The 22,112-nt window shown below is 68.6% G+C and carries 21 protein-coding genes; 8 read left to right on the top strand and 13 right to left on the bottom strand.

What is annotated here, in order from left to right:
* Window positions 1–9: 9 nt before the first annotated feature.
* Entirely contained in the window at window positions 10–1,425 is a 1,416-nt protein-coding gene (locus CQ040_RS18140) for a cytochrome ubiquinol oxidase subunit I (RefSeq protein WP_028503882.1), read from the bottom strand.
* On the bottom strand, window positions 1,412–2,131 hold the full coding sequence (locus tag CQ040_RS18135; protein WP_105528230.1) for a metalloregulator ArsR/SmtB family transcription factor: 720 nt from the start codon (window positions 2,129–2,131) through the stop codon (window positions 1,412–1,414). Before CQ040_RS18135 ends, CQ040_RS18140 begins: the two co-directional genes overlap by 14 nt.
* A gap of 100 nt (window positions 2,132–2,231) precedes the next feature.
* Here CQ040_RS18135 and radA point away from each other — a divergent pair, with 100 nt between their 5' ends.
* Window positions 2,232–3,599 (top strand): DNA repair protein RadA, encoded by a 1,368-nt coding sequence (radA, locus tag CQ040_RS18130; protein WP_105528231.1) that lies wholly within the window; start codon window positions 2,232–2,234, stop codon window positions 3,597–3,599.
* 35 nt (window positions 3,600–3,634) lie between these two features.
* Here radA and CQ040_RS18125 read toward each other — a convergent pair whose 3' ends face one another.
* The 4 genes from CQ040_RS18125 to CQ040_RS18110 form a co-directional block, all read right to left on the bottom strand.
* On the bottom strand, window positions 3,635–4,045 hold the full coding sequence (locus CQ040_RS18125; RefSeq protein ID WP_105528232.1) for a dehydrogenase: 411 nt from the start codon (window positions 4,043–4,045) through the stop codon (window positions 3,635–3,637).
* 343 nt (window positions 4,046–4,388) lie between these two features.
* Entirely contained in the window at window positions 4,389–5,042 is a 654-nt protein-coding gene (locus CQ040_RS18120; RefSeq protein ID WP_105528233.1) for a hypothetical protein, read from the bottom strand.
* 71 nt (window positions 5,043–5,113) lie between these two features.
* Complete coding sequence (locus CQ040_RS18115) at window positions 5,114–5,614, bottom strand: amino-acid N-acetyltransferase (RefSeq protein WP_028503887.1); 501 nt, start codon at window positions 5,612–5,614, stop codon at window positions 5,114–5,116.
* A gap of 98 nt (window positions 5,615–5,712) precedes the next feature.
* Entirely contained in the window at window positions 5,713–8,244 is a 2,532-nt protein-coding gene (locus tag CQ040_RS18110) for an ATP-dependent Clp protease ATP-binding subunit (protein WP_028503888.1), read from the bottom strand.
* Between the two features lie 189 nt (window positions 8,245–8,433).
* Between CQ040_RS18110 and CQ040_RS18105 the strand changes: the two genes are divergently transcribed.
* The 4 genes from CQ040_RS18105 (at window position 8,434) to CQ040_RS18090 (ending at window position 11,697) form a co-directional block, all read left to right on the top strand.
* Window positions 8,434–9,057: a hypothetical protein gene (locus CQ040_RS18105; RefSeq protein ID WP_105528234.1), complete on the top strand. Its 624-nt coding sequence runs from the start codon at window positions 8,434–8,436 to the stop codon at window positions 9,055–9,057.
* Entirely contained in the window at window positions 9,057–9,824 is a 768-nt protein-coding gene (locus CQ040_RS18100) for a hypothetical protein (RefSeq protein WP_105528235.1), read from the top strand. Before CQ040_RS18105 ends, CQ040_RS18100 begins: the two co-directional genes overlap by 1 nt.
* On the top strand, window positions 9,821–10,057 hold the full coding sequence (locus CQ040_RS18095) for a helix-turn-helix transcriptional regulator (protein WP_105528236.1): 237 nt from the start codon (window positions 9,821–9,823) through the stop codon (window positions 10,055–10,057). The genes CQ040_RS18100 and CQ040_RS18095 overlap by 4 nt, the downstream gene beginning before the upstream one ends.
* A gap of 212 nt (window positions 10,058–10,269) precedes the next feature.
* On the top strand, window positions 10,270–11,697 hold the full coding sequence (locus CQ040_RS18090; protein ID WP_181157014.1) for a dicarboxylate/amino acid:cation symporter: 1,428 nt from the start codon (window positions 10,270–10,272) through the stop codon (window positions 11,695–11,697).
* Window positions 11,698–11,763: 66 nt separating this feature from the next.
* Here the strand turns inward: CQ040_RS18090 and CQ040_RS18085 are convergent, their stop codons facing one another.
* Window positions 11,764–13,494, bottom strand: a complete 1,731-nt coding sequence (locus CQ040_RS18085) for a sodium:proton antiporter (protein WP_105528237.1) — start codon at window positions 13,492–13,494, stop codon at window positions 11,764–11,766.
* Between the two features lie 54 nt (window positions 13,495–13,548).
* Between CQ040_RS18085 and CQ040_RS18080 the strand changes: the two genes are divergently transcribed.
* Window positions 13,549–14,589, top strand: coding sequence for an LLM class flavin-dependent oxidoreductase (locus CQ040_RS18080; protein WP_105528238.1), 1,041 nt, complete (start codon window positions 13,549–13,551; stop codon window positions 14,587–14,589).
* Between the two features lie 160 nt (window positions 14,590–14,749).
* Window positions 14,750–14,959 (top strand): hypothetical protein, encoded by a 210-nt coding sequence (locus CQ040_RS18075; RefSeq protein WP_028503896.1) that lies wholly within the window; start codon window positions 14,750–14,752, stop codon window positions 14,957–14,959.
* A 45-nt stretch (window positions 14,960–15,004) separates the two neighbouring features.
* Here CQ040_RS18075 and pheA read toward each other — a convergent pair whose 3' ends face one another.
* Window positions 15,005–15,955 (bottom strand): prephenate dehydratase, encoded by a 951-nt coding sequence (pheA, locus tag CQ040_RS18070; RefSeq protein ID WP_105528239.1) that lies wholly within the window; start codon window positions 15,953–15,955, stop codon window positions 15,005–15,007.
* A gap of 78 nt (window positions 15,956–16,033) precedes the next feature.
* Between pheA and pgm the strand changes: the two genes are divergently transcribed.
* Window positions 16,034–17,677, top strand: coding sequence for a phosphoglucomutase (alpha-D-glucose-1,6-bisphosphate-dependent) (gene pgm, locus CQ040_RS18065; RefSeq protein ID WP_105528240.1), 1,644 nt, complete (start codon window positions 16,034–16,036; stop codon window positions 17,675–17,677).
* A gap of 75 nt (window positions 17,678–17,752) precedes the next feature.
* On the opposite strand, the gene CQ040_RS18060 is transcribed toward pgm, so the two are convergent.
* From CQ040_RS18060 to CQ040_RS18040, 5 genes are all read right to left on the bottom strand, one after another.
* Window positions 17,753–18,859 carry a glycerate kinase gene (locus tag CQ040_RS18060; protein WP_105528241.1) on the bottom strand — a complete coding sequence of 369 codons (1,107 nt, stop codon included), beginning with the start codon at window positions 18,857–18,859 and terminating at the stop codon, window positions 17,753–17,755.
* Window positions 18,856–19,926: a LacI family DNA-binding transcriptional regulator gene (locus CQ040_RS18055; RefSeq protein ID WP_105528242.1), complete on the bottom strand. Its 1,071-nt coding sequence runs from the start codon at window positions 19,924–19,926 to the stop codon at window positions 18,856–18,858. The genes CQ040_RS18060 and CQ040_RS18055 overlap by 4 nt, the downstream gene beginning before the upstream one ends.
* Before the next feature lie 28 nt (window positions 19,927–19,954).
* Window positions 19,955–20,719 carry a sugar phosphate isomerase/epimerase gene (locus CQ040_RS18050; RefSeq protein ID WP_105528243.1) on the bottom strand — a complete coding sequence of 255 codons (765 nt, stop codon included), beginning with the start codon at window positions 20,717–20,719 and terminating at the stop codon, window positions 19,955–19,957.
* Window positions 20,720–20,755: 36 nt separating this feature from the next.
* Window positions 20,756–21,634: a sugar phosphate isomerase/epimerase gene (locus tag CQ040_RS18045; RefSeq protein ID WP_105528244.1), complete on the bottom strand. Its 879-nt coding sequence runs from the start codon at window positions 21,632–21,634 to the stop codon at window positions 20,756–20,758.
* Window positions 21,631–22,112: dihydrodipicolinate synthase family protein (locus CQ040_RS18040; protein WP_258133646.1), on the bottom strand; the 482-nt coding region annotated here is incomplete at its 5' end. The genes CQ040_RS18040 and CQ040_RS18045, both read right to left, overlap by 4 nt.

Genomic DNA, 22,112 nt, shown 5'->3' with positions numbered 1-22,112 from the left:
TCCTCCCTCTCAGTAGACGACCGACGGCAGCTGGGCCGTCTCGTCATGTGGCTGTTCTTCGGTGTCGGGGCCCTTCTGCGCTGCCCGGATGATGAGGCGTATCTCGACGACGGCGAGGGCCGCGTAGATCGCCGTGAACGCGATCAGCGATATGAGCACCTCGACACCGCTGACCCCTGGCGAGACGCCGTCCTGCGTGGTCATCAGTCCGAACACGATCCAGGGCTGTCTGCCCATCTCGGTGAAGACCCAGCCCATGATGTTGGCCACGAGTGCGAGCGGGAACGACCAGATCGCGAGCTTCCACATCCACTGCGCCGGGGGCTTCTTGGCGCTCTTGCGGGTGAGCCACAGACCGATCACGGCGACGAGCGCTGCAGCCATGCCCAGGCCGATCATCCAGCGGAACGCCCAGTACGTGATCCACAGGACCGGAGCGAAGTCGGTGAGACCGGTGGCGGCATACGTCTGGCTGTACTCGGCGTTGAGGTCGTTGATGCCGTGCACGCACGCGTCGAGCGTGTGCGTCGACAACAGCGACAGCAGATACGGCACGCGGATCGAGAACAGCTCCGAACTGCCGTCCGGTGTCCCCAGCGTGAACAGGCTGAACGAGGCGTCCGGCCCGCACACGGTATTGAAGGTCGCTTCGGCCGCCGCCATCTTCATCGGCTGCGCGGCATACATCGCAAGCCCCAGCTGGTCGCCCGTGAGCACGACACCCGCGGTGGATACGATCATCGCCCACAGCCCGAACTTGAGCGAGATGCGCATGGTGTCGAAGTGCTGACCGCGTGCGAGGTGCCAGGCCGAGACCGAGATGACGACACCGGCGGCGAACATGAACGCGCCGAAGATCGTGTGCGGGAAGGCCGCGAGCGCGACCGGGTTCGTCAGCAGCGCCCAGAAGTCGGTGAGCTCGGCCCGGTTCGTCGCCTCGTTGAACGTGTAGCCGACCGGGTTCTGCATGAACGCGTTGGCGGCGATGATGAAGTACGCCGACAGGATGCTGCCGATCGAGACGCACCAGATGGTCGCGAGGTGCAGCTTCTGCGGGAGCTTGTCCCAGCCGAAGATCCACAACCCGATGAACGTGGCCTCGAAGAAGAAGGCGAGCAGCCCCTCGAACGCGAGCGGGGCGCCGAACACGTCGCCGACGAAGCGGGAGTAGTCCGACCAGTTCATGCCGAACTGGAACTCCTGCACGATGCCGGTGACGACACCCATCGCGAAGTTGATCAGGAAGATCTTGCCGAAGAAGCGGGTCAGATGCAGGTACTGCACCTTGCCGGTGCGCACCCACGCGGTCTGGAAGATCGCGGCGACCAGCGCCATGCCGATCGTCAGCGGCACGAAGAGGTAGTGATAGACCGTCGTCAGCCCGAATTGCCATCGGGCGAGGACCAGTGGATCAAGCCATTCCATGCGCGACTCCTGTTCTGTGGAGGCGCTGCCTGGTGCTGTGACGCAGCCGCCCCTTTCCCTCGATCAGCGGCGCGGTGGTGTCGCGCAGCTGCACGGTGCAATCCGATGAGAGGACAGCGTCGCGCACGCACTCGGCTTCGAGTGGTCCGCCTGCCTCGTTCAGGACGCCTTGCATGAGTTCGAGGTGCACGCGGCACAGCATGGGGCGGTCTTCCGAGCGACCGGCCGCGTGCGGGCACGGGCTGAGGTCGACCGTGAGCCCCTGGTCGTCGACAACGGGCTCGAAGCCGCTTTCTTCGAGATGCTCCACGAGAGCGTCGAGCTGGTAGGTGGCCTCGCGTCCGAGCCCGGATGCCGTCGCGTCCGGCAGCATGCTCCGCATCAGGTCACCGCGGCGAGCGGCCGCCTTGGCCTTGTCGCGCGCGACCGGGCTGGAAGCACCCGGCGCTCCGGTGGCAGCGCTGTACAGCGTGCGCGGCCGCCCCCTCGTGGTGCGGTGCTCGATCGTCGGGATCACGTAGCCGCCCTCGATCAGTCGCTGCAGGTGTTCACGGACCGTGTTGGGGTGGAGCCCGGTGGCTTCGCACAGCTCGGTGATGGAGAGATCGGCTCGGGTCCTCGAGCTTCCCGCTTCGAAGAGCAAGTGCAGGATCTGCACCCGGGAGTAGCTCGAGATCGGCCCGCAGACGGGCCCGCCGTTGGCCATGACCCCAGTATCCCGCGAGACTGCGAGTTTGCCGAGAGGTATGGCCGTGAATAAACACCTGGCCGATAGGGATGTCTGATGCCGGCGATAGCCTGGGAGCATGGCCACCCGGAAACCCGCTCCACCCGCGTACGTGTGCACGGAATGCGGGTGGACGACCGCCAAGTGGGTCGGCAGGTGCGGGGAGTGCCAGCAGTGGGGCACGGTTCAGGAACAGGCCGCGCAGACCGGCATCCTCCGCCGCGTGGGCGCGGTCGCGCCGACCGCCGATCGCGCAGCACGGCCGATCACACAGATCACGACGCAAGATGCTCCGCGCCGCTCGAGCGGCGTCGGCGAGTTCGACCGCGTGCTCGGCGGCGGCATCGTGCCCGGGGCTGCGATCCTGCTGAGCGGCGAGCCCGGTGTCGGCAAGTCGACACTGCTGCTCGAGGTCGCAGCACAAGCGGCTCGCGGTGGGCGCCGGGTGCTCTACGCGAGCGCCGAGGAGTCTCCTGGCCAGGTGCGACTGCGTGCCGAGCGCACGGGCGCGCTGCACGACGAGCTGTACCTCGCGAGCGAGACCGACCTGGCGACCATCCTCGGCCACATCGACGAGGTGAAGCCGCAGCTCGTCATCGTCGACTCGGTGCAGACGGTTTCGTCCTCGATGATCGACGGCGCCGCCGGGCAGCCGAGCCAGGTGCGCGAGGTCGCGGCGACGCTGATCCGCATCGCGAAAGATCGCGATCTGCCGATCATCCTCGTGGGCCACGTCACGAAAGACGGCCAGGTCGCCGGACCCCGCGTGCTCGAGCACCTGGTCGACGTCGTCTGTCATTTCGAGGGCGACCGCCAGACGTCACTGAGATTCATCCGCGCGCTCAAGAACCGCTTCGGGCCGACCGATGAGGTCGGCTGCTTCGAGATGACCGGAGACGGCATCGCCGAGGTGCCAGACCCGTCTGGCCTCTTCCTCTCCCAGGGCGCCACCGAACCGGGAACGTGCGTTGCGATCTCGCTCGAGGGCAGGCGTGCGCTGCCGGTCGAGGTGCAGGCGCTCACCGTCCCCAGCAACGCACCGAACCCGCGCCGCATCGTGCACGGCCTCGACTCCTCGCGGGTGGCGATGGTGCTCGCGATCCTCGAGCGGCGCGCCGGCATCCCCACCGGCACCCTCGACGTCTACGTCTCGACCGTGGGAGGAGTGCGCTTCACGGAGCCAGCCGCCGACCTCGCGATCGCGATCGCAGTGGCCGGCTCCATCCAACAGTTCTCGGTGCCGCGCACGATCGCGGCAGTCGGCGAGCTCAGCCTCGCGGGCGAGATCCGTCCCGTCACCCAGGCTGCTCAGCGGCGGTCCGAGGCCGCACGGCTCGGCTACGAACAGGTGGTCGACGACCGATCGAAGACCCTCCGCGCGGCGCTCGGAGACGTGCGCGCACGCAACACGTCACGCCGTTCCGATCGCGACATCCCGCCGTTCTGACCACAGCCGCAACGGGCTGTCAGGCGCCGATGCCGTCAGGCGTCGAGGGCCTTGAGCAGCTCGGCCGGTTCGGCCTGCATCGGGTGGGGGCCGGCGATGTCGAGGAACACTGTCGTGATCGGGTGCGCGGCGAGGAACTTCCGCAGCCAGTCCGCCGTGTAGATCCCCACACCGGGCGGGAGGTTGGCCGGCTTGTTCTTGGCATCGCTGAACAGAAGCAGGGCGAGGTCGCCGGTCTTCGGATCGCGGTACGTCCACACCTCACCGCTGTCGAGGGGGTTGTCCCGCGCACCAGGTGTGATCAGCGGCACGACGGTGGTGCCGTGACGGAGGGCGAGAGCGACCGCGGCGACATCCTGCTTCTCCAGAGCCTGGGCCAGAGCATCCGAGCGGAAGTCCTCGGGTGCGGGCTTCTTCTTCGCGGACTTCGCCTTCTTCGCTGCCATGCCTCCAGCTTAGGCATGGAGAACAGCCACGGCATCCGCCCGGAATCGACCGCGGATACGATTGGGGCCCTCTCGAGTCCCACATTGGGGACTGGGGTACTCGAGAGGGCCCTCGGACTCTCGAGCGGCGGTGTCGAAGCGCTGGGGACGCTGTAGTTCGACGCCACTGGGGATGGCATATTGCCGCATGATGCGGAGAGTCATGTCAATGGTATCCCAAAGACTCGCAGATGTCAGCATCGCGTGCCGAAGGCGTCTGATATCGCATCATTTCGTGCGTCCGGAATCAGTTCACGACGATTTTCGAAGACGCCTGCGATGATCGCTTCGAAGTCAGCGGAGGTCAGTAGAGCAGGATCTGCGCGGTCGAGAGGCTCGTGAAGCCGCCGATCGAAACCTCGACATGGTACGAGGCTCCCCCGCCAGGAGCGCGCTGTCGGTTCTCCTGCGCGCACGTCTCGACGCTCGAGCGCGTGCGATCCCAGGTGACCGGATCTTTGCTGGTGACCGTCGTCCCCGCCGTCAGAGTGGCGATCATGCTGCTCGGGTTCTCCTGGCAGTCGGTCGAACGCCACCAGACGTCTTCACCGCTGGAGACCGTGAACACCTGCGTGGTCGACCCGACGTCGATCGTGCAGTCCTTGGCGCCCTTGTTCGTCAACGAGATGGAGAGCTTCGGCATGACACCCGCCGCATACGTGGCGGCGTCGGCGACGGCCGCGACCTCGATGTCGTTCGCCTCGCACGCGACGATCGCCGGAGCCTGCTCGGTCGAGGCATCGGGAGAGGGAGAGGGAGAGTCGGTGCCGGTCGACGGGGCCGCACTCGGCGACGTCGACGCCGAAGGCGAAGGCGTCTCAGCAGTGTCGGCGGCCGCCCAGGGCCGCGCGATCAGAAGCCACGCCCCGATGCCGATGGCCGCGACGACCAGGATGAGTCCGACGATGACGACCAGTCGCCGACGACGGTAGACGGCGGCGGATGGGCGACGAGACATGCCTCCAGGCTATGCGATCCCCCGCGCCCAGCCTGGGAGGCCGGACGGCGGATGCGGTCTGCGGCGCGTGCTCAGAGCACCTTGAGCATGCGGGTGTTGCCGAGCGTGTTCGGCTTGACGTGGGCGAGGTCGAGGAACTCCTCGACACCGGCGTCGCCGCTGCGCAACAGCTGGGAGTAGACGTCGGAGTCGACGACCTGCTCGCCGATCGACGTGTACCCGCGGCGTCCGAAGAACTCCACCTCGAACGTGAGGCAGAACAGGCGCGACAGACCGAGCATCCTGGCGTTCTCCTCGAGCCCGTCGACGAGTGCGCGGCCGACACCGTGGTGCAGCCAGTCGTCGCGCACGAGCAGCGTGCGCACCTCACCGAGGTCTTCCCAGAACACGTGCAGTGCACCGCATCCGATCAGCACCCCGTCGGCTTCCGCCACGACGAACTCCTGCACGGCACCGTAGAGCACAGCCAGATCCTTGCCGAGCAGGATGCGCTGCTCCACGAGCGGCTGCAGCAGGTCACGGATGCCGACGATGTCGGCGCTCCGCGCCGGCCTGACGATGTACTCGCTCACGAGACAAGCCTAGAACCCCTGGTCGGTCGGCACCTGGACCGGACACAGGAAAGGGGCGGATGCCGCAGCATCCGCCCCTTTCTCTGTTCAACCGGAGGTCACTCCCCGCTGGCTACCGCCAGGTCAGGCGTGCTGGCGATCGCGCCGCCGCCGGTGTTGACACCGACTGCGACCTTCTCGCCGCGCGGGCCGTGCTCGAACAGGAACTCCCCGTCCTTCGCGTCGACCTTCACGTGGTCACCGGAATTGAGCTCGCCGTGCAGGATCTTCTCCGACAGACGGTCCTCGATCTCGTGCTGCATCGCGCGACGCAGCGGTCGGGCGCCGAGAGCCGGGTCGAAGCCGATCTCGATGAGACGCTCCTTGGCCGGCTGCGACAGCTCGATCGTCATGTCGCGGTCCAGCAGACGCTCGCCGAGGCGCTTGGTGAACAGATCGACGATCTGCACCAGCTCGGTCTTGGAGAGCTGCGGGAACACGATGATGTCGTCGACACGGTTCAGGAACTCGGGCTTGAAGTGCCGCTTGAGCTCTTCGTTCACCTTGCCCTTCATCCGGTCGTAGCTGGTCGAGTCGTTGCCCTCGACCTGGAAGCCGACGGGTCCGCCGGCGATGTCACGCGCACCGAGGTTGGTGGTCATGATGATGACCGTGTTCTTGAAGTCCACGATCCGACCCTGACCGTCGGTGAGACGACCTTCTTCGAGGATCTGCAGCAGCGAGTTGAAGATGTCCGGGTGGGCCTTCTCGATCTCGTCGAAGAGCACCACGCTGAACGGCTTGCGCCGCACCTTCTCGGTGAGCTGGCCACCCTCTTCGAATCCGACGAATCCGGGAGGGGCACCGAACAGACGCGAGACGGTGTGCTTCTCACCGAACTCGCTCATGTCGAGCGAGATCAGCGCAGCCTCATCGTCGAACAGGAACTCGGCGAGCGCCTTGGCGAGCTCGGTCTTTCCGACACCCGTGGGGCCGGCGAAGATGAACGAGCCCGAGGGACGCTTCGGGTCCTTGAGACCGGCACGCTGACGACGGATCGTCTTGGAGAGGGCGGCGATCGCCTCTTCCTGACCGATGACGCGCTGGTGCAGGGCCTTCTCCATGAAGACGAGCCGCGAGGACTCCTCTTCCGTGAGCTTGAAGACGGGGATGCCGGTGGCCTGTGCGAGCACCTCGGCGATCAGACCCTCGTCGACGACCGCGGAGGTCGCGACGTCGCCCGCGCGCCACTGCTTCTCGAGCCGCAGACGCTCGGCGAGGAGGCTCTTCTCCTCATCGCGGAGGGATGCCGCCTTCTCGAAGTCCTGCTCCTCGGAGGCGACTTCCTTCTGCTCGCGGACAGCGGCGATCTTCTCGTCGAATTCGCGCAGCTCGGGCGGGCTGGACAGGATCGACAGACGCAGGCGTGCGCCGGCCTCGTCGATCAGGTCGATGGCCTTGTCCGGGAGGAAGCGGTCGGAGACGTAGCGGTCGGCGAGGTTCGCGGCCGCCACGATGGCGCCGTCGGTGATCTGCACCTTGTGGTGCGCCTCGTAGCGGTCGCGCAGGCCCTTGAGGATGTTGATCGTGTGCGGCAGCGTCGGCTCGTTGACCTGCACCGACTGGAAGCGGCGCTCGAGAGCGGCATCCTTCTCGAAGTGCTTGCGGTACTCGTCGAGCGTGGTCGCACCGATCGTCTGCAGCTCGCCACGGGCGAGGAGCGGCTTCAGGATGCTGGCCGCGTCGATCGCGCCCTCGGCGGCACCCGCACCCACGAGGGTGTGGATCTCGTCGATGAAGACGATGATGTCGCCGCGCGTGCGGATCTCCTTGGTGACCTTCTTCAGACGCTCCTCGAAGTCACCGCGGTAGCGGGAACCGGCGATGAGCGAGCCGAGGTCGAGCGAGTAGAGCTGCTTGTCCTTCAGCGTCTCGGGCACATCGCCCTTGACGATCGCCTGGGCCAGGCCCTCGACGACGGCGGTCTTGCCGACGCCGGGCTCACCGATCAGGACGGGGTTGTTCTTGGAGCGGCGGGAGAGGATCTGCATGACCCGCTCCGCCTCCTTCTCGCGCCCGATCACCGGGTCGAGCTTGTTGTCGCGCGCGGCCTGGGTGAGGTTGCGGCCGAACTGGTCGAGCACGGCCGAACCGCCCTGGGCGCTGGCCTGCGAGTCGTTCGTCTGCGCACCGACGGATGCCGGCTCGCGGCCGGGAGCGCCGGAGAGCAGCTGGATGACCTGCTGGCGGACCTTGTTCAGGTCGGCGCCGAGCTTGACGAGCACCTGGGCTGCGACACCCTCACCCTCACGGATGAGGCCGAGCAGGATGTGCTCGGTGCCGATGTAGTTGTGGCCGAGCTGGAGAGCCTCGCGGAGGCTGAGCTCGAGCACCTTCTTGGCGCGCGGGGTGAACGGGATGTGCCCGGTCGGCTGCTGCTGACCCTGGCCGATGATGTCCTGCACCTGCTCGCGCACGGCGTCGAGGGAGATGCCGAGGCTTTCGAGCGCCTTGGCGGCGACACCTTCGCCCTCGTGGATGAGGCCGAGCAGGATGTGCTCGGTTCCGATGTAATTGTGGTTGAGCATCTTCGCCTCTTCTTGGGCGAGGACGACCACTCGACGGGCTCGGTCCGTGAATCTCTCGAACATGCTGTGACTCCTTATTCGCACGGGGCGAAGCGCTGACACCTACGGCGTTCTCTGCGCCTGTACATCGAGAGTAACCACCACGCAGGGCACGTATGCCCGTGTTCGCCGTGGGCATACCGGGGGTTGACCGTGTTATCGACAGTCGTTATGTTAACGACAGTCGATAACAACCCACGCTAGGAGTCAGCGATGCTCGCCAGAGAAGGACGCCCCTCACGCACGGAAGGGATCGCGCTCGGGCTCATCGCGACCGGAGCGGTCAGCGTCGCGATCGGCGCGATCGTGGCCGTCGTCTCCGCCGCATTCGCCGTTTTCGGGGCCGCGCCCACGGTGTCGATGCCCGTGCACGATGTCGACCTGACCGCTCTCGACGACGTCTCTGGCGTGAGCGCGGCGACGGTCGACTCCGCACTCGTCACGATTCCGGCCATGCCCACCGGCGCGCGCTGGATGCTGTTCCTCGAGACCGCCCTTCCCGCCCTGGCAACGGTCGCGCTGTGCGCAGGCGTCTGGTGGTTGGGAGTGTCGCTCATCCGGTCGCGCCCGTTCCGCACATCGCTCGGGTGGATGTTCGGTCTCGCCGCGTGCCTGATGATCGCCGGCGCTCTGCTCGGACAGTTCGCCGGCGGGGTCGGCAGAGCCATGATCGTCCAGGACCTTGCGAACACGGACCCGCAGGTCGAGGACGTGCTGTGGACGCTGCTGGTGCAGTTCGACCTCGCGCCGGTGGGTTGGGCGTTCGCGCTCGCGCTCGTCGCAGGTCTGTTCGAAATCGGTCGAAGGCTGCAGCGCGACACGGAAGGACTCGTCTGATGTTCGGAATCAGTTCGGAAGACCTCGGAACCTCGCTCGGCCAGATCGGGATCGGACTGGCGGTCATCGCCGTGATCGTGGGCATCGTCGTCTGGCGCGGCCGACGTCGCGGGAGCCGCACACTCGCGATCGACGCGGCACTCACCGTCTCCGGCTGGTGGGTCATCCTGTCCGCCGTCGGTGCGATCATCATCATCCTCAAGGTGTTCGCGACCGATTGGGCGGAGATCGCCTCGGGGTCGCTCTGGGTCCCCTGGCCCACCGACGTCCCCTGCAGCGACGCTGATGAAGTGACCGCTGCGGTCCTTCGATGCGGCGGCGGTTCGATCACGAACTTCACCGTCGCCAACGCCTCGCTCGGGCTCCGGGCGCTTGCGGGCGCCGCGCAGCTCGCATCGCTGGCGTTCTCCACGACGCCTGCCGCGATGCTCATGGTCATCTGCTTCCAGACGCTGCGGGGTCGCGCGTTCTCACAGACCGTGACGCGCGCTCTCACTGTCGGGGCCATCGCCGTGCTCGTGTTCGGGGTGGCCACCGATCTTCTCGGCGCCATCGCGGCGACCGCCGGTCTGCGCGAGGTGTTCCCGCCGGACAGCGAGTGGTACCCGAACTTCTCCCTCAACGTCTCCCCTCTGCCGTTCGCCGCTGCCCTGGGGCTCCTCGCCCTCGCCGCGGTGTTCCGTCAGGGCATGCGCCTCGACCAGGACCGGGCACGCCTGCAGCTGGAGACCGCGCGTCTGCAGAAGGACACGGAGGGTCTGGTGTGACCCCGGCCGAGAGCGACGACGAGTTCACCGGCATCCACTGCCGACTCGACGAGCTGCTCGCCGACCGGGGGATGACGCTCACCGAGCTGAGCGCCACGGTCGGGGTGAGCATCGTGAACCTGTCGGTGCTGAAGAACGACCGCGCCCGCGCGATCCGGTACTCGACGCTGCGTGCGATCTGCGAGGCTCTCGACTGCGAGGTCGGCGACCTGCTGGTGCTCGCCCCACGCTGACGGGGAACCCCGATTCCGGTCGCAGTTGCTGCCGCTCGTGGCGCGTTCAGGCAGCAGGAAGTGCGACCGGAACCAGGTCTGCCGGCCGCACCGAGCGGAATCCGGCTCGAGCGTCATCGTTCGTCATATCCACCCAGGGAATTCTCAGGCAGTCATAGCGTTGGGCCTCATGGCGCGCACACGGCGCGCCGCGATTCTGGAGTCCCCACCCCATGAGCACCACCGCACGCGCCCAGAAAGCGCCAGATACCCGCGGACCGGTCCGGAAGCTGCTGACCTCGTTCGGCTTCCAGATCCTCGCAGCCCTCGTCCTCGGCATCGCCGCCGGTCTGATCGGCCGCCAGCTCGGCGCCACCGCCGAGAACCCGACCGGGCTGTCCGCGACACTCGACACGATCGGCAACTCGTACGTGACGCTGCTGCGCGCCGCCGTCGTCCCGCTGATCTTCACCGCCATCGTCGCCAGCATCTCGAACCTGCGTCGCGTGCAGAACGCCGCGCGCCTGGCAGGCCAGACGATCCTGTGGTTCGCGATCACCGCGTTCATCGCCGTGATCATCGGCATCGTCCTCGGCCTCGTGATCCAGCCGGGCAACCGCGCCGGCGAGGGCCTCGAACCCGGCGACCCGTACACCGTCGGCACCTGGTGGAACTTCCTGCTGGGACTCATCCCGCAGAACTTCCTCGGCCTGACGGTCAGCACCTCGCCCGGCGCTGTCGAAGGCACCTTCTCGTCGAACGTCGGCTTCAACATCCTGCAGGTCATCGTGGTCGCTGCCGTGATCGGCATCGCAGCTCTCAAGGCCGGCAAGAAGGCCGAGCCGTTCCTCGTCTTCACCGAGTCGCTGCTGAAGGTCATCCAGCGTGTGCTGTGGTGGATCATCCGCATCGCCCCGCTCGGCACGTTCGGCCTCATCGGCTCGGCCGTCATCAAGTACGGCTGGGAGAAGCTCGCATCCCTCGGCTGGTTCGCCGCCGCGGTCTACATCGGCCTCGCGCTCGTGCTGTTCGTGGTCTACCCGATCCTGGTCAAGACGCACGGCCTGTCGATCAAGCAGTACTTCTCGGGTGTCTGGCCCGCCGTGCAGCTGGCCTTCGTCAGCCGCTCCTCGATCGGCACGCTGCCCCTCACCGAGCGCGTCACCGAGCGCAACCTCGGCGTGCCCCGCTCGTACGCCTCGTTCGCCGTGCCGCTGGGCGCGACCACGAAGATGGACGGCTGCGCCGCGATCTACCCGGCCATCGCCGCGATCTTCGTCGCCCAGTTCTTCGGCATCGAGCTGAACTTCGTGCAGTACCTGCTGATCGTGATCGTCTCGGTCGTGGGCTCCGCCGCCACCGCCGGAACCACCGGAGCGGTCGTGATGCTCACGCTGACGCTGTCGACCCTGGGTCTGCCGCTCGAGGGCGTCGGACTGCTGCTCGCGATCGACCCGATCCTCGACATGGGCCGCACCGCGGTCAACGTCGCAGGTCAGGCGCTGATCCCGACGATCGTCGCCAAGCGCGAGGGCATCCTGAACGAGGAGCTCTACAACGCGCCGCGCGAGGGCCTGCCCTTCGCCGACGACTCCGGAGACGACGAGGATGCTCCCGAGACGGATGCCGCCTCCGACAAGGAGCCGGTCGGCGCCCGCTGACCCCTGCCTCGACGCACAGAGCGCCTCGCCCCTTCTCCGGGACGAGGCGCTCTGTCGTTCAGGGCTTCAGGCGCGGCTCTGCTGGCGAGTGGCACCACGGGTGTCGAGCGCGAGCTCCTCGGCATCCATCGCGGCGATCAGCTCGCGCATGACCTCCTCGTCGAGGTTGCCCGCGTTGCGCTCGGCGAGGAGGATCTCGCGGCGCACCTGCAGCCATCCCCGCGACAGGGCGACGAGGTCTTCGTACGACGGCCGGCTCGCGGCATCCTCCACCTTCTGCGCCTCATCGGTGTCCTTCTCGACCCGGGTCATGCGCTTGGTGAACGCATCGAACACGCTGAGATCGACATCGCCGTACTTCGCCTCCCACTCGACGCGCTTCTCGGCGAGGAACTTCTTCCCGGCCTCACGGCTTTTCGCACGAACCTCGGCGAGCGCCGCCTCGTCCTCCTCCTCGTCGACATCGCTGGCGATGCCGAGACCACGGATGAGCATCGGGAGCGTCAGCCCCTGCAACAGCAGCGTGCCGACCGTGACGATGAACGCGACGACGACGATCGCATGGGATGCCTCTGTGTCGAGCGCTGCGAGGTCGGCTGCAGCCACCGCGATGGCCAGCGTCACCACCCCGCGCATGCCGGCCCAGGAGATGACGGCGCTGTCTTTCCAGGTGAGCTTGAGCCCGGCCATCTGCTCGCGCACGATGTGGCTGCGCAACTCGTCGGCGGTGTAGTTCTCCCAGCGGCGGGACTTGCGGTGCCGCTTGTCGAACTCTCCGGATTCGACGCCGCGATCCCAGCGTTCGAGCCGCTTGCGGTCCTGGAAGTTCGCCCACGCACTGGTCGGGTAGATGTACAGCGGCCGCACGATCAGGACCACGAGCAGCACCGCACCGGAGAGCAGCAGGATCTGCCCGACCGACTCGCTGCCGAGGTCGTTGAGCACACGCGGGAACTGCAGCCCGATGTAGGCGAACACGAAGCTCTCCAGCAGCAGATCGGCCGAGAGCCACAGCGGCTTCTCCTGCTGACGCGTCGTGTAATCGGTGCGCGGCGAGTTGTAGCCGACGTACAGCCCCATCGCGACGACCGCGAGGACACCCGATCCGAGCAGATGCTCGGCGATCGCGTAGGCGCCGAACGGAGCGAGCAGCCCGAACGTGCCGATCACGACGGGGTCGCTGATGCGCATGCGCAACTGGTGCAGGACGATGCCGAACACGAGACCGACGGCCACACCGACCCCGACCGCCACCAGGAACTGCCAGATGCCGCCCCAGATCGAGACGGTCGCGCCGGCGAGGATCGCCGCGAACACACGGTACAGCGTCAGCGAGGTCGCGTCGTTGATGAGGCTCTCGCCCGAGAGCACGGTCATGATGCGGCGTGGCAGCCCGAGCCGACGGCCGATCGCCGCAGCCGACACCGCGTCGGGCGGGGCGACGATCGCGCCGAGGAGCAGTGCGCCCGGAAGCGTGAGGGACGGCAGGATCCACCACGCGACGAGGCCGACTGCGAGCGCCGTGATCAGCACGAGCCAGATGCCGAGTCGGCGGATCTGCGGCAGGCTGCGCTTGAATCCGACGAATGAGACGTCGAGTGCAGCCGAGTACAGCAGCGGCGGCAGCACGAGGCTGAGCAGCACGTGCCCGTCGATCTCCAGATTCGGCACGAAAGGCAGGAACGATGCGGCGAGCGCCGCGACGGTGACCAGCAGTGGCGCCGGCCACCCGCGCCAGCGCGCCAGAGCGGCGACGGCGACGGATCCGACGAGGACGTAGAAGATGCCTGCTTCCATGTCCCCAACGGTAGCGGGGGAATGGAGCCGCTCGGGCTCGCGTTGTGGTTGAGGATGTCCGATACAGCTCTCTCCGTCCTCGACCTCGTTCCGGTCCGCACCGGCCAGACCAGCGCAGAGGCCATCGCCGCCTCGCTCGCTCTCGCGGAGGTCGCCGACAAGCTCGGCTATCGCCGCTACTGGTTCGCCGAGCACCACAACATGCCGTCGGTGGCATCCACCACTCCCCCGGTGCTGATCGCCGCTGCGGCCACCCGCACCTCGCGGCTGCGTCTGGGCTCGGGCGGGGTGATGCTGCCCAACCACGCACCTCTCATCGTCGCCGAGCAGTTCGCCGCCCTCGAGGCCATCGCCCCCGGTCGCATCGACCTGGGCCTCGGCCGCGCGCCGGGCAGCGACCCGGTGATCACGCAGCTGCTGCGCGGCTCCGGCACCACGAGCGACGTCGAGCAGTTCCCCCGCCACGTGCAGGACATCGCGGCACTGCTCTCCGGTGACGGCGCCGCGCTGCGCTTCACCTCCGGCGGCGAGTACACCGTGCGTGCCACACCTGCTGCGACCGGCACGCCCGAGGTGTGGCTGCTCGGTTCGAGCGACTACTCCGCCCAGTTGGCCGCCTCGCACGGGCTGCCCTACGTCTTCGCGAACCACTTCTCCGGGCAGGGCCTCGAGCGGGCGCTCGACCTCTACCGCACCGGCTACCGCCCGAGCGAGGAGAACCCCGAGCCGCGCACCTTCCTGACCGTGAATGCGGTCGCCGCGCCCACGCAGGAGGAGGCGGAGGCCCGCGCCCTCCCGCAGCTGCGGATGATGGCGCGTCTGCGGCTGAACCAGCCCCTCGCGGCGCTCGAGACCGTGGAGCAGGCAGCCGCCGCCGTGACGGATGCCGCGACCGACGAGGTCGTGCAGGCCGCACGCTCGCGCTGGTTCGTCGGCACGGGTGAGACCGTCGCCGCCGAGGTCCGCGCGTTCGCCGAACGATACGGCGTCGACGAGGTCATGCTGTCGCCGGTCGCCGGCGCCTATGAGGCAGAACCGAACGACGCCCCGACCGGTCGCGCACAGACCCTGGAACTCATCGCCGCTGCACTCTGACCGTCTGTCAACCCCTGGGACCGTCTGTCAACCCCTGGGACCGTCTGTCAACCCCTGGCTTTCCGGGGGCCGCAGGCGTAGCGTCACCATCAGTGTGGCCGTCTGGTGCGCAACCGCACCGGCGGACGCACGGGCCACCGGCAGTGGAAGGAGTTCGATCATGAGCACCACCAAGACCCTCGCCCTCTGGGTGGCGTACGGCCCGAACGGAGTGGTCGGCAGCATCCGTCACGATGAGGACGGCTACACGGTCACGATGGTCGGGTCCGAAGCCTCGACCGGAACGTACCCGAGCCTGGCATCGGCCAAGGGTGCTCTGCACTCGCACATGGCGCCCGGCAGCGACTGGCCGCGATTCCAGGAGCACTGAACCACGGCATCCGCTTGACCGCGCTGGGCGGTCGGGCGGGTGACGTCAGGCGTCAGGCTCGCCGGAGAGGATGCCACGCAGCCAGTCGCGCGCCTCGACGAACACGTCGTCGGAGTAGCGGTCGGGGTACTGCACGATCTGACGGTCCGCACGCGGGTACGAGCCGAGGAAGACCACGCGCGGGCTGAACCGGCGGATGCCGAGCAGCGCGTCGGCCATGCGCTCGTGCTCGATGTGACCGTCGGCGTCGATCACGAAGCGGTAGCGGCCGAGCTCGTCGCCGATCGGCCGCGACTCGATGAGTGAGAGGTTGATGCCGCGGGTCGAGAACTGCTCGAGCATCTCGAGGAGCGAGCCGGGGTGGTCGTGCGGGAGCTCGACGATCAGCGAGGTCTTGTCGGCCCCGGTCGGCTCAGGTGAACGGGTCGTGCGCGTGACCAGCACGAAGCGGGTCACGGCCTGGGCGTTGTCGCCGATGCCGTCCGCCAGCACGTCGACGTCGTAGTGGTTCACGATGCCGGGGGCTGCGATGGCGGCCTGTGCGGGGAGCGTGCCGTCGAGGACGCCGATCGCCGAGGCCACGTTGCTCGACGCGGGAACGTGCGAGTGCGATGGCAGGTGTGCCCCGAGCCAGCCGTGGCACTGGGCGTACGCGACCGGATGTGCCGCGATCACCTCGACCTGGTCGAGCGTCGTGCCCCGGGGAGCGACGAGCACGAAGTTCACCCGCACCAGGTACTCGCCGATGATGCGGAGCCCTGGGAGCGTGGCGAGGGCGTCCTGCGTGGTGGAGACGCCGCCCTCGATCGAGTTCTCGATCGCGATCATCGCGGCGTCGCTGCGGCCCTCGAGCACGTCGGCCAGAGCCTCGCCCACGTTGTGCACGGGGCGCCAGTCCTGGCCGCGGGCCTCGGCCACCTGATCGAGCGCCGCCTCCGTGAAGGTTCCGGCAGGGCCGAGATAGCTGTAGGTGCGGCGTTCAGTCACGGGTTTCACCTTAGCCCTCGGCGACGGGACCGATCTCCCGGTGACTTCCCGGATGCGGTCCTGCCGAACAGGGGGCAGACTGAGGGGATGACCAGCCGTGCCGGCCTCCCCGCGGAGGAAAGTGACCTGATCGACGTCGACGAGCTGATCGCCGCCTACTACGACCGAACCCCGAACCCCGAGGTTCCGGCCGAACGGGTCGCGTTCGGCACCAGCGGCCATCGCGGATCCTCGCTCTCGAACAGCTTCAACGAGAACCACATCCTCGCCACCACGCAGGCGATCGTGGACTACCGCGACGCCCAGGGCATCACCGGTCCGCTGTTCCTCGGCCGTGACACGCACGCTCTCTCACTGCCGGCGGAGCGCAGCGCCATCGAGGTGCTGCTCGCGAACGGCATCGACGTGCGCGTCGACTCCCGCGACTCATGGGTGCCGACGCCGGCGCTCAGCCACGCGATCCTCACCTACAACCGCGACAAGGCCGCCGACGATCCCGGCCGCGCCGACGGCATCGTCGTCACGCCATCGCACAACCCGCCACGCGACGGCGGCTTTAAGTACAACCCGCCGCACGGAGGACCTGCCGACACCGACGCCACGGGCTGGATCGCCGACCGTGCGAACGCGCTCATCTCCGCGGGACTCGAGGGCGTCAAGCTCGAGCGCTTCGCCGACATCGACTGGGACTCCCTCACCGGCTACGACTTCCGCGACGCCTACGTGCGCGATCTGCCGACGATCATCGACATCGACGCCATCCGCAACGCCGGCGTCAGCATCGGCGCCGATCCGCTCGGCGGAGCATCGGTGGAGTACTGGGCGCTGATCGCCGAGATGCACGACCTCGACCTCACCGTCGTGAACCCCGAGGTCGACCCGACCTGGCGCTTCATGACGCTGGACTGGGACGAGAAGATCCGGATGGACCCGTCCTCCCCCTCGGCGATGGCGTCGCTGGTCGCGAAGAAGGGCTCCTACGACATCCTCACCGGGAACGATGCCGACGCCGACCGGCACGGCATCGTGACCCCGGATGCCGGACTGATGAACCCGAACCACTATCTGGCCGTCGCGATCGACTACCTGTTCTCGCATCGGGAGGACTGGCCGCGTGACGCGGCGATCGGCAAGACCCTGGTGTCGTCGATGATCATCGACCGCGTCGCCGAGTCGCTCGGCCGACGCCTGCTCGAGGTTCCGGTCGGGTTCAAGTGGTTCGTGCCCGGGCTCCTCGACGGCTCGGTCGCGTTCGGCGGCGAGGAGTCGGCCGGCGCCTCGTTCCTGCGCAGGGACGGCTCGGTGTGGTCGACCGACAAAGACGGCATCCTGCTGTGTCTGCTGGCGGCCGAGATCATCGCCGTCACCGGGAAGACCCCCTCGGAGAGGTACGCCGAGCTGGAGCAGGCGTTCGGCTCCTCCGCGTACCAGCGCGTCGACGCCCCGGCGACGCCGGAGCAGAAGGCCACTCTCGGCAAGCTCGCCCCCGAGGCCGTGACGGCGACCACTCTCGCCGGCGAGGAGATCACCGCGAAGCTGTCGCATGCGCCCGGCAACGGCGCGGCGATCGGCGGGCTCAAGGTGCAGACCGAGCACGCCTGGTTCGCCGCCCGCCCGTCGGGCACCGAAGACGTCTACAAGCTCTACGCCGAGAGCCTGCGCGGCCCGGAGCACCTCGCCGAGGTGCAGGCCGAGGCCCGCGCCGTGGTGTCGGCGGCCCTCGGGGGCTGACACTCCGCTCGACTCGGCCGGTCGACTCGGCCGGGTCAGGAAGCGAACGGCCGAGTCACGGATCGATCGACCGGATCAGGACGCGGTGCGTGCCAGTGCTGCCCCGGCCTCTCGCAACCAGCGAGCGGGCTCCGCGAGGGCGGCATCCGATGCCCCGGCGAGGTCGGTGAGCGAGAAGGATGCCGTGAACAGCGCGGTGTCGGCGTCTGCGGTGATGCGGCCGGCGGCGAGCATCGCCACCGCGCCCGCGTGTGCGGCGAGCCCGGCGAGGAACGACGGTACCTTGCCGTCACCGGACTGTCCGTCGTAGGAGCCTTCGCCGGTGATGACGACATCGGCCTCGGCGATCGCGTCGGCCAGTCCGATGAGCGCGGCCACCTCGGCGGCTCCCGGGGCGAGTGTGCCACCCCACGCCACGAGGGCCGCTCCGGTGCCCCCTGCCGCGCCGTTTCCCCGACCCGCCGGATCGATGCCGAGCAGCCCGGCGAGCCGATGCAGGCCCTCATCGACGCGGGCGATGTCGGATGCCGCGCGCAGACCCTTCTGCGGGCCGAACACCGCGGCGGCCCCCCGCGGACCTGTGAGCGGGTTGGTGACGTCGGTGAGCACGCGCACCTCGGGTGCCGTGCGCAGTCGGGTCAGATCGACCGATGCGATGTCGTCGAGCCCGCGCGCGCCTCGCGCGACCGGCACACCCGCGGAATCGAGGAACCGCGCGCCGAGAGCGGAGAGCATCCCGGTGCCACCATCGGTGGATGCGCTGGAGCCGATGCCGACGACCAACCGCGAGACACCGTGGTCGAGAGCTGCGGACAGAGCCTGGCCGAGACCCGTCGTGTCGGCATCCCAGGGGCGAAGCTCGTGCAGCAGCTCGATGCCGGAGGTCGAGCCGAGGTCGACGACGGCCGTGCCGGCCGGGGCATCATCCGTGGGCGGGAGCAGCAGCCACGACGTGTCGATCCGCTCCCCGGCAGGTCCGTCGACCGTGATCGGCATCCGCACAGCGCCGGGCACCGCCGCCTCGAAAGCGGACACCGTGCCCTCGCCGCCGTCCGCCATCGGGCGGTGCACGAACTCGGCGGTGGGGTCGACAGCGGCCCATCCCTCGGCGAGTGCTGCAGCCGCATCCGCAGCCGTGATCGTGCCCTTGAAACTGTCCGGGGCCAGGACGACCCTGGTCACTGCGCGAGCCCCGGGGTGCTGGCGCGCACGACGATCTCGAGCGGCAACGGCGCCTGCTCCCAGTCGGCATCGACCGTCGCACGGAAGGCCTGGTAGCCGACCTCGCTCAACGGCACGCGCACCGTCGTCAAAGCCGGGGAGACATCACTGCTCGCCGGCACGTCGTCGAAGCCGCAGACCGCGATGTCGCCGCCGACCTCGCGCCCGGCATCACGGATCGCGGACATCGCTCCGAGCGCCACCACATCACTGATCGCGAAGATCAGGGTGCCGGGCGCAACGCCGTCGACGAGCGCCTTCTTCATCTCCGCCGCCCCCGATTCGCGGCGGAAGTCTCCCCGGCGCACGCTCTCCACCACACCACCGGCCGGTTCGAATCCGGCACGGAAGCCGGCCAGACGATCGTCCGACGTCCGCACGCCTTCCGCCGCACCGAGGGCGATCGCCGAGCGGTATCCGGCCTCGGCCATCCGCTGACCGAGAGCCTCCGCACCGGAACGATTGTCGATCTCGATGCGACGCTCGCCTTCGTCATCCGGCCCGAACGCCACGACCCTGCCGCCCAGGCGCACGAACTCCGCGAGTTCGTGCGCGGTCTCGGTCTCCGTCGGCTCCTGCGTGCGGGAGGCGGCGAGGATCAGCCCGCGCGGACGCTGCCCACGCAGGGCACGCACGATCCGCGCCTCGCGTGCCTGGTCGCGTTCGGTGATCGCGATGGTCACGACCAGCCCCTCCTCGTCGGCGCCACGGGCCACACCGGAAGCGATCAGGCCGAAGTAGGGGTCGGCGATGTCGGCGACGAGCAGGGCGATGACCGGAGACGTGCCACGAGCGATCGACTGGGCCGAGACGTTCGCGGTGTATCCCAGCTTCTCGGCCGCCGACTCCACACGCTCCCGGAACGACTCGGCGACCTTGCGCTCCGATCCGTTGAGCACTCGGGACGCGGTCGCCAGCGACACACCGGCCTCGCGCGCGACGTCGTGCAGCGTGGGAGCGGGCCCCCGCGCGTGACGCTGGGCCCGCGTCGGCGAAGGTCGTTCCGCGGACGATGCGGACTTTGTCATGCCCCAGAGCCTACTTCCAGGGGCATCGTCACACCGACCCCACGAGGTACCCCCGTAGCGCTGCCGCCTCGCTCGCGAGCAGCGCCGGATCGTCGCCGGGCACGAACTCCAGCAGTGCATCTCGCGGCGGAGTCGCAGCGGTGCCGGCCTCGGCGAAGAACCGCGTCCACAGGGCGTCTCTGGCCCGCAGCGGCAGGCGCTCGTGCTCCGGCCACCAGGAGAAGACATGCGCGGCACTCGTGTGCGCGGCCAGCGCCCGGTAGTCGTTCAGCACCGCATCGACCCCGGCGCCGACCGTCGGCTGCCAGTACGTCGACAGCGCAGGGCTGCCGACCTCGGCCAGAAATCGCAGCGTGCTCGGCGCCGTATCGGCGATGGTTCCGGAATGGAACTCGAGGGCGAGACCGATCCCCCGCCCCTCGGCCTCGGATGCCGCAGCCTGGAGTCGCGCGACCACGGCGCGCCGGTCGCCCTCGGCGGCCGCATCCGATCCGACGTCGCCCGCCCAGATACGCACCCGGTCTGCGCCGAGCGCCTCGGCACTGTCGAGGATCGGCGTGAGCGATTCCCCGACCCCGGCGCGGAAGTACGACCCGTAAGAGGCCACCGCGAGTCCGGCGTCGATGGTGATCCGGGCGACCTCGGCTGCTCGGACGACATCGCCCGGCGGCACGTGCACGTCGCCGCCCCACTCGATGGTCTCGAGCCCGGCATCCTTCGCGAGTTCGACGATCCGCTCCGGCGTGAGAGCTCGGAACGTCACCGAGCACAGTCCTGCGCGGATTCGGGTCATGGTGTCATCCTCTCAAGTCGTGCCCGATCGCCCTGTTCAACCGAGGTGCGGGGAGACGGCGGCGGCGAACGTCTCGACCGTGCGGCGCACGACGCTCGAAGGAGCATCCGCCCAGATGTCGGCGTTGAAGATCTCGACCTCGATGTCGCGGTCGTACCCGGTCGCCACCACCGCACGGGTGAGCGAGCCGAAGTCGATCACCCCGTCTCCGGTGTAGTGCCGCGAGAGCAGCACGTCGGCGGCGAGGGGCGTCTTCCAGTCGCACACCTGGTACGTGGCGATGCGTCCTTCACGACCGGCGCGTGCGATCTGTTCGAGCACCTGCGGATCCCACCAGATGTGGAAGGTGTCGACCGCGGCGCCGACCACGTCCGCGTCGAAGTCGGCGGCGATGTCGAGCGCCTGTCCGAGTGTCGAGACGACCGCCCGATCGGACGCGTACATCGGATGCAGCGGTTCGATCGCGAGCGTCACGCCCGCCGCCTTCGCCTCCGGAGCCAGCACACCGATCGCGTCTCGCACGCGTTCACGCGCCCCGACCAGGTCGCGCGATCCCTCGGGCAGTCCGCCCGCGACGAGCACGAGCACGGCGGTCGACCCCTCGGCACCGGCAGCGGCCAGGGTCGCCGTCTCCTCGATCGCCCGGCGGTTGTCGTCGAGCGCGGCGTTCCGCTGCGTTCCGGCCGGCAGCGTGAAGAAGCCTCCACGACAGTGGGTCGTGAAGCGCAGGCCCGAGTCGCCGAGCATCCGGGCCGCGACGTCGAGGCCGACCTCGTTCACCGGCTCGCGCCACAGTCCGATGGCCTGCACCCCGGCGTCGGCCGTGACCCGCAGAGCCGTGGCGAGGTCGGCGTACTTGACGGTCGCCTGGTTGATCGACAGACGCGGGTCGGGGGTCTGCGAAGGAACGCTCATGCGTCCACTCCGTTCAGACGCAGCATGCCGTGCCACCGTTCACGGGCGAGGTCGGGCTGCTCCAGCGCCAGCGAGGCGTTGGCGAGTTCGACGATGCGGCTCAGATGCGGCAGGCTGCGGGCGGAGTGGAGTCCGCCGACCATCTGGAACGCGGGCTGGTGCCCGTTGAGCCACGAGAGGAAGGCGACCCCGGTCTTGTAATAGAACGTGGGAGCCGCGAAGACCTGTCGGCTCAGCTCCTCGGTCGGGCCGAGGATGCGCAGATACCCCTCCCGGTCGCCGGCATCCAGCGCCTGGATCGCCGCGGAGGCGACGGGCGTGATCGCCGCGAACGCTCCCAGCAACGCGTCGGAGTACGCGCCCTCGCCGCCGAGTGCACGGCTTGTCGTCGAGTGCACGGCTTGTTCACCGGAAGAAGCCGTGCACTCGGCAGCATCCGGTGCACTCGGCGAGATGTCGGGGGTGCCGGGGGCGGCGG

The organism is Microbacterium sp. MYb54, assembly GCF_002979515.1.
Classification (GTDB): Bacteria; Actinomycetota; Actinomycetes; order Actinomycetales; family Microbacteriaceae; genus Microbacterium.
This window is presented reverse-complemented; position numbering and strand designations above follow the sequence as displayed.

Coding starts and splice junctions, on each gene's coding strand:
- CQ040_RS18120 (WP_105528233.1), bottom strand. CDS start 5,042: ATGTCTCGTCGCCCATCCGCCGCCGTCTACCGTCGTCGGCGACTGGTC.
- CQ040_RS18140 (WP_028503882.1), bottom strand. CDS start 1,425: ATGGAATGGCTTGATCCACTGGTCCTCGCCCGATGGCAATTCGGGCTG.
- CQ040_RS18055 (WP_105528242.1), bottom strand. CDS start 19,926: ATGACAAAGTCCGCATCGTCCGCGGAACGACCTTCGCCGACGCGGGCC.
- CQ040_RS18110 (WP_028503888.1), bottom strand. CDS start 8,244: ATGTTCGAGAGATTCACGGACCGAGCCCGTCGAGTGGTCGTCCTCGCC.
- CQ040_RS18125 (WP_105528232.1), bottom strand. CDS start 4,045: ATGGCAGCGAAGAAGGCGAAGTCCGCGAAGAAGAAGCCCGCACCCGAG.
- CQ040_RS18045 (WP_105528244.1), bottom strand. CDS start 21,634: ATGAGCGTTCCTTCGCAGACCCCCGACCCGCGTCTGTCGATCAACCAG.
- pgm (WP_105528240.1), top strand. CDS start 16,034: ATGACCAGCCGTGCCGGCCTCCCCGCGGAGGAAAGTGACCTGATCGAC.
- CQ040_RS18080 (WP_105528238.1), top strand. CDS start 13,549: ATGTCCGATACAGCTCTCTCCGTCCTCGACCTCGTTCCGGTCCGCACC.
- CQ040_RS18135 (WP_105528230.1), bottom strand. CDS start 2,131: ATGGCCAACGGCGGGCCCGTCTGCGGGCCGATCTCGAGCTACTCCCGG.
- CQ040_RS18105 (WP_105528234.1), top strand. CDS start 8,434: ATGCTCGCCAGAGAAGGACGCCCCTCACGCACGGAAGGGATCGCGCTC.
- CQ040_RS18085 (WP_105528237.1), bottom strand. CDS start 13,494: ATGGAAGCAGGCATCTTCTACGTCCTCGTCGGATCCGTCGCCGTCGCC.
- CQ040_RS18050 (WP_105528243.1), bottom strand. CDS start 20,719: ATGACCCGAATCCGCGCAGGACTGTGCTCGGTGACGTTCCGAGCTCTC.
- CQ040_RS18100 (WP_105528235.1), top strand. CDS start 9,057: ATGTTCGGAATCAGTTCGGAAGACCTCGGAACCTCGCTCGGCCAGATC.
- radA (WP_105528231.1), top strand. CDS start 2,232: ATGGCCACCCGGAAACCCGCTCCACCCGCGTACGTGTGCACGGAATGC.
- CQ040_RS18075 (WP_028503896.1), top strand. CDS start 14,750: ATGAGCACCACCAAGACCCTCGCCCTCTGGGTGGCGTACGGCCCGAAC.
- CQ040_RS18090 (WP_181157014.1), top strand. CDS start 10,270: ATGAGCACCACCGCACGCGCCCAGAAAGCGCCAGATACCCGCGGACCG.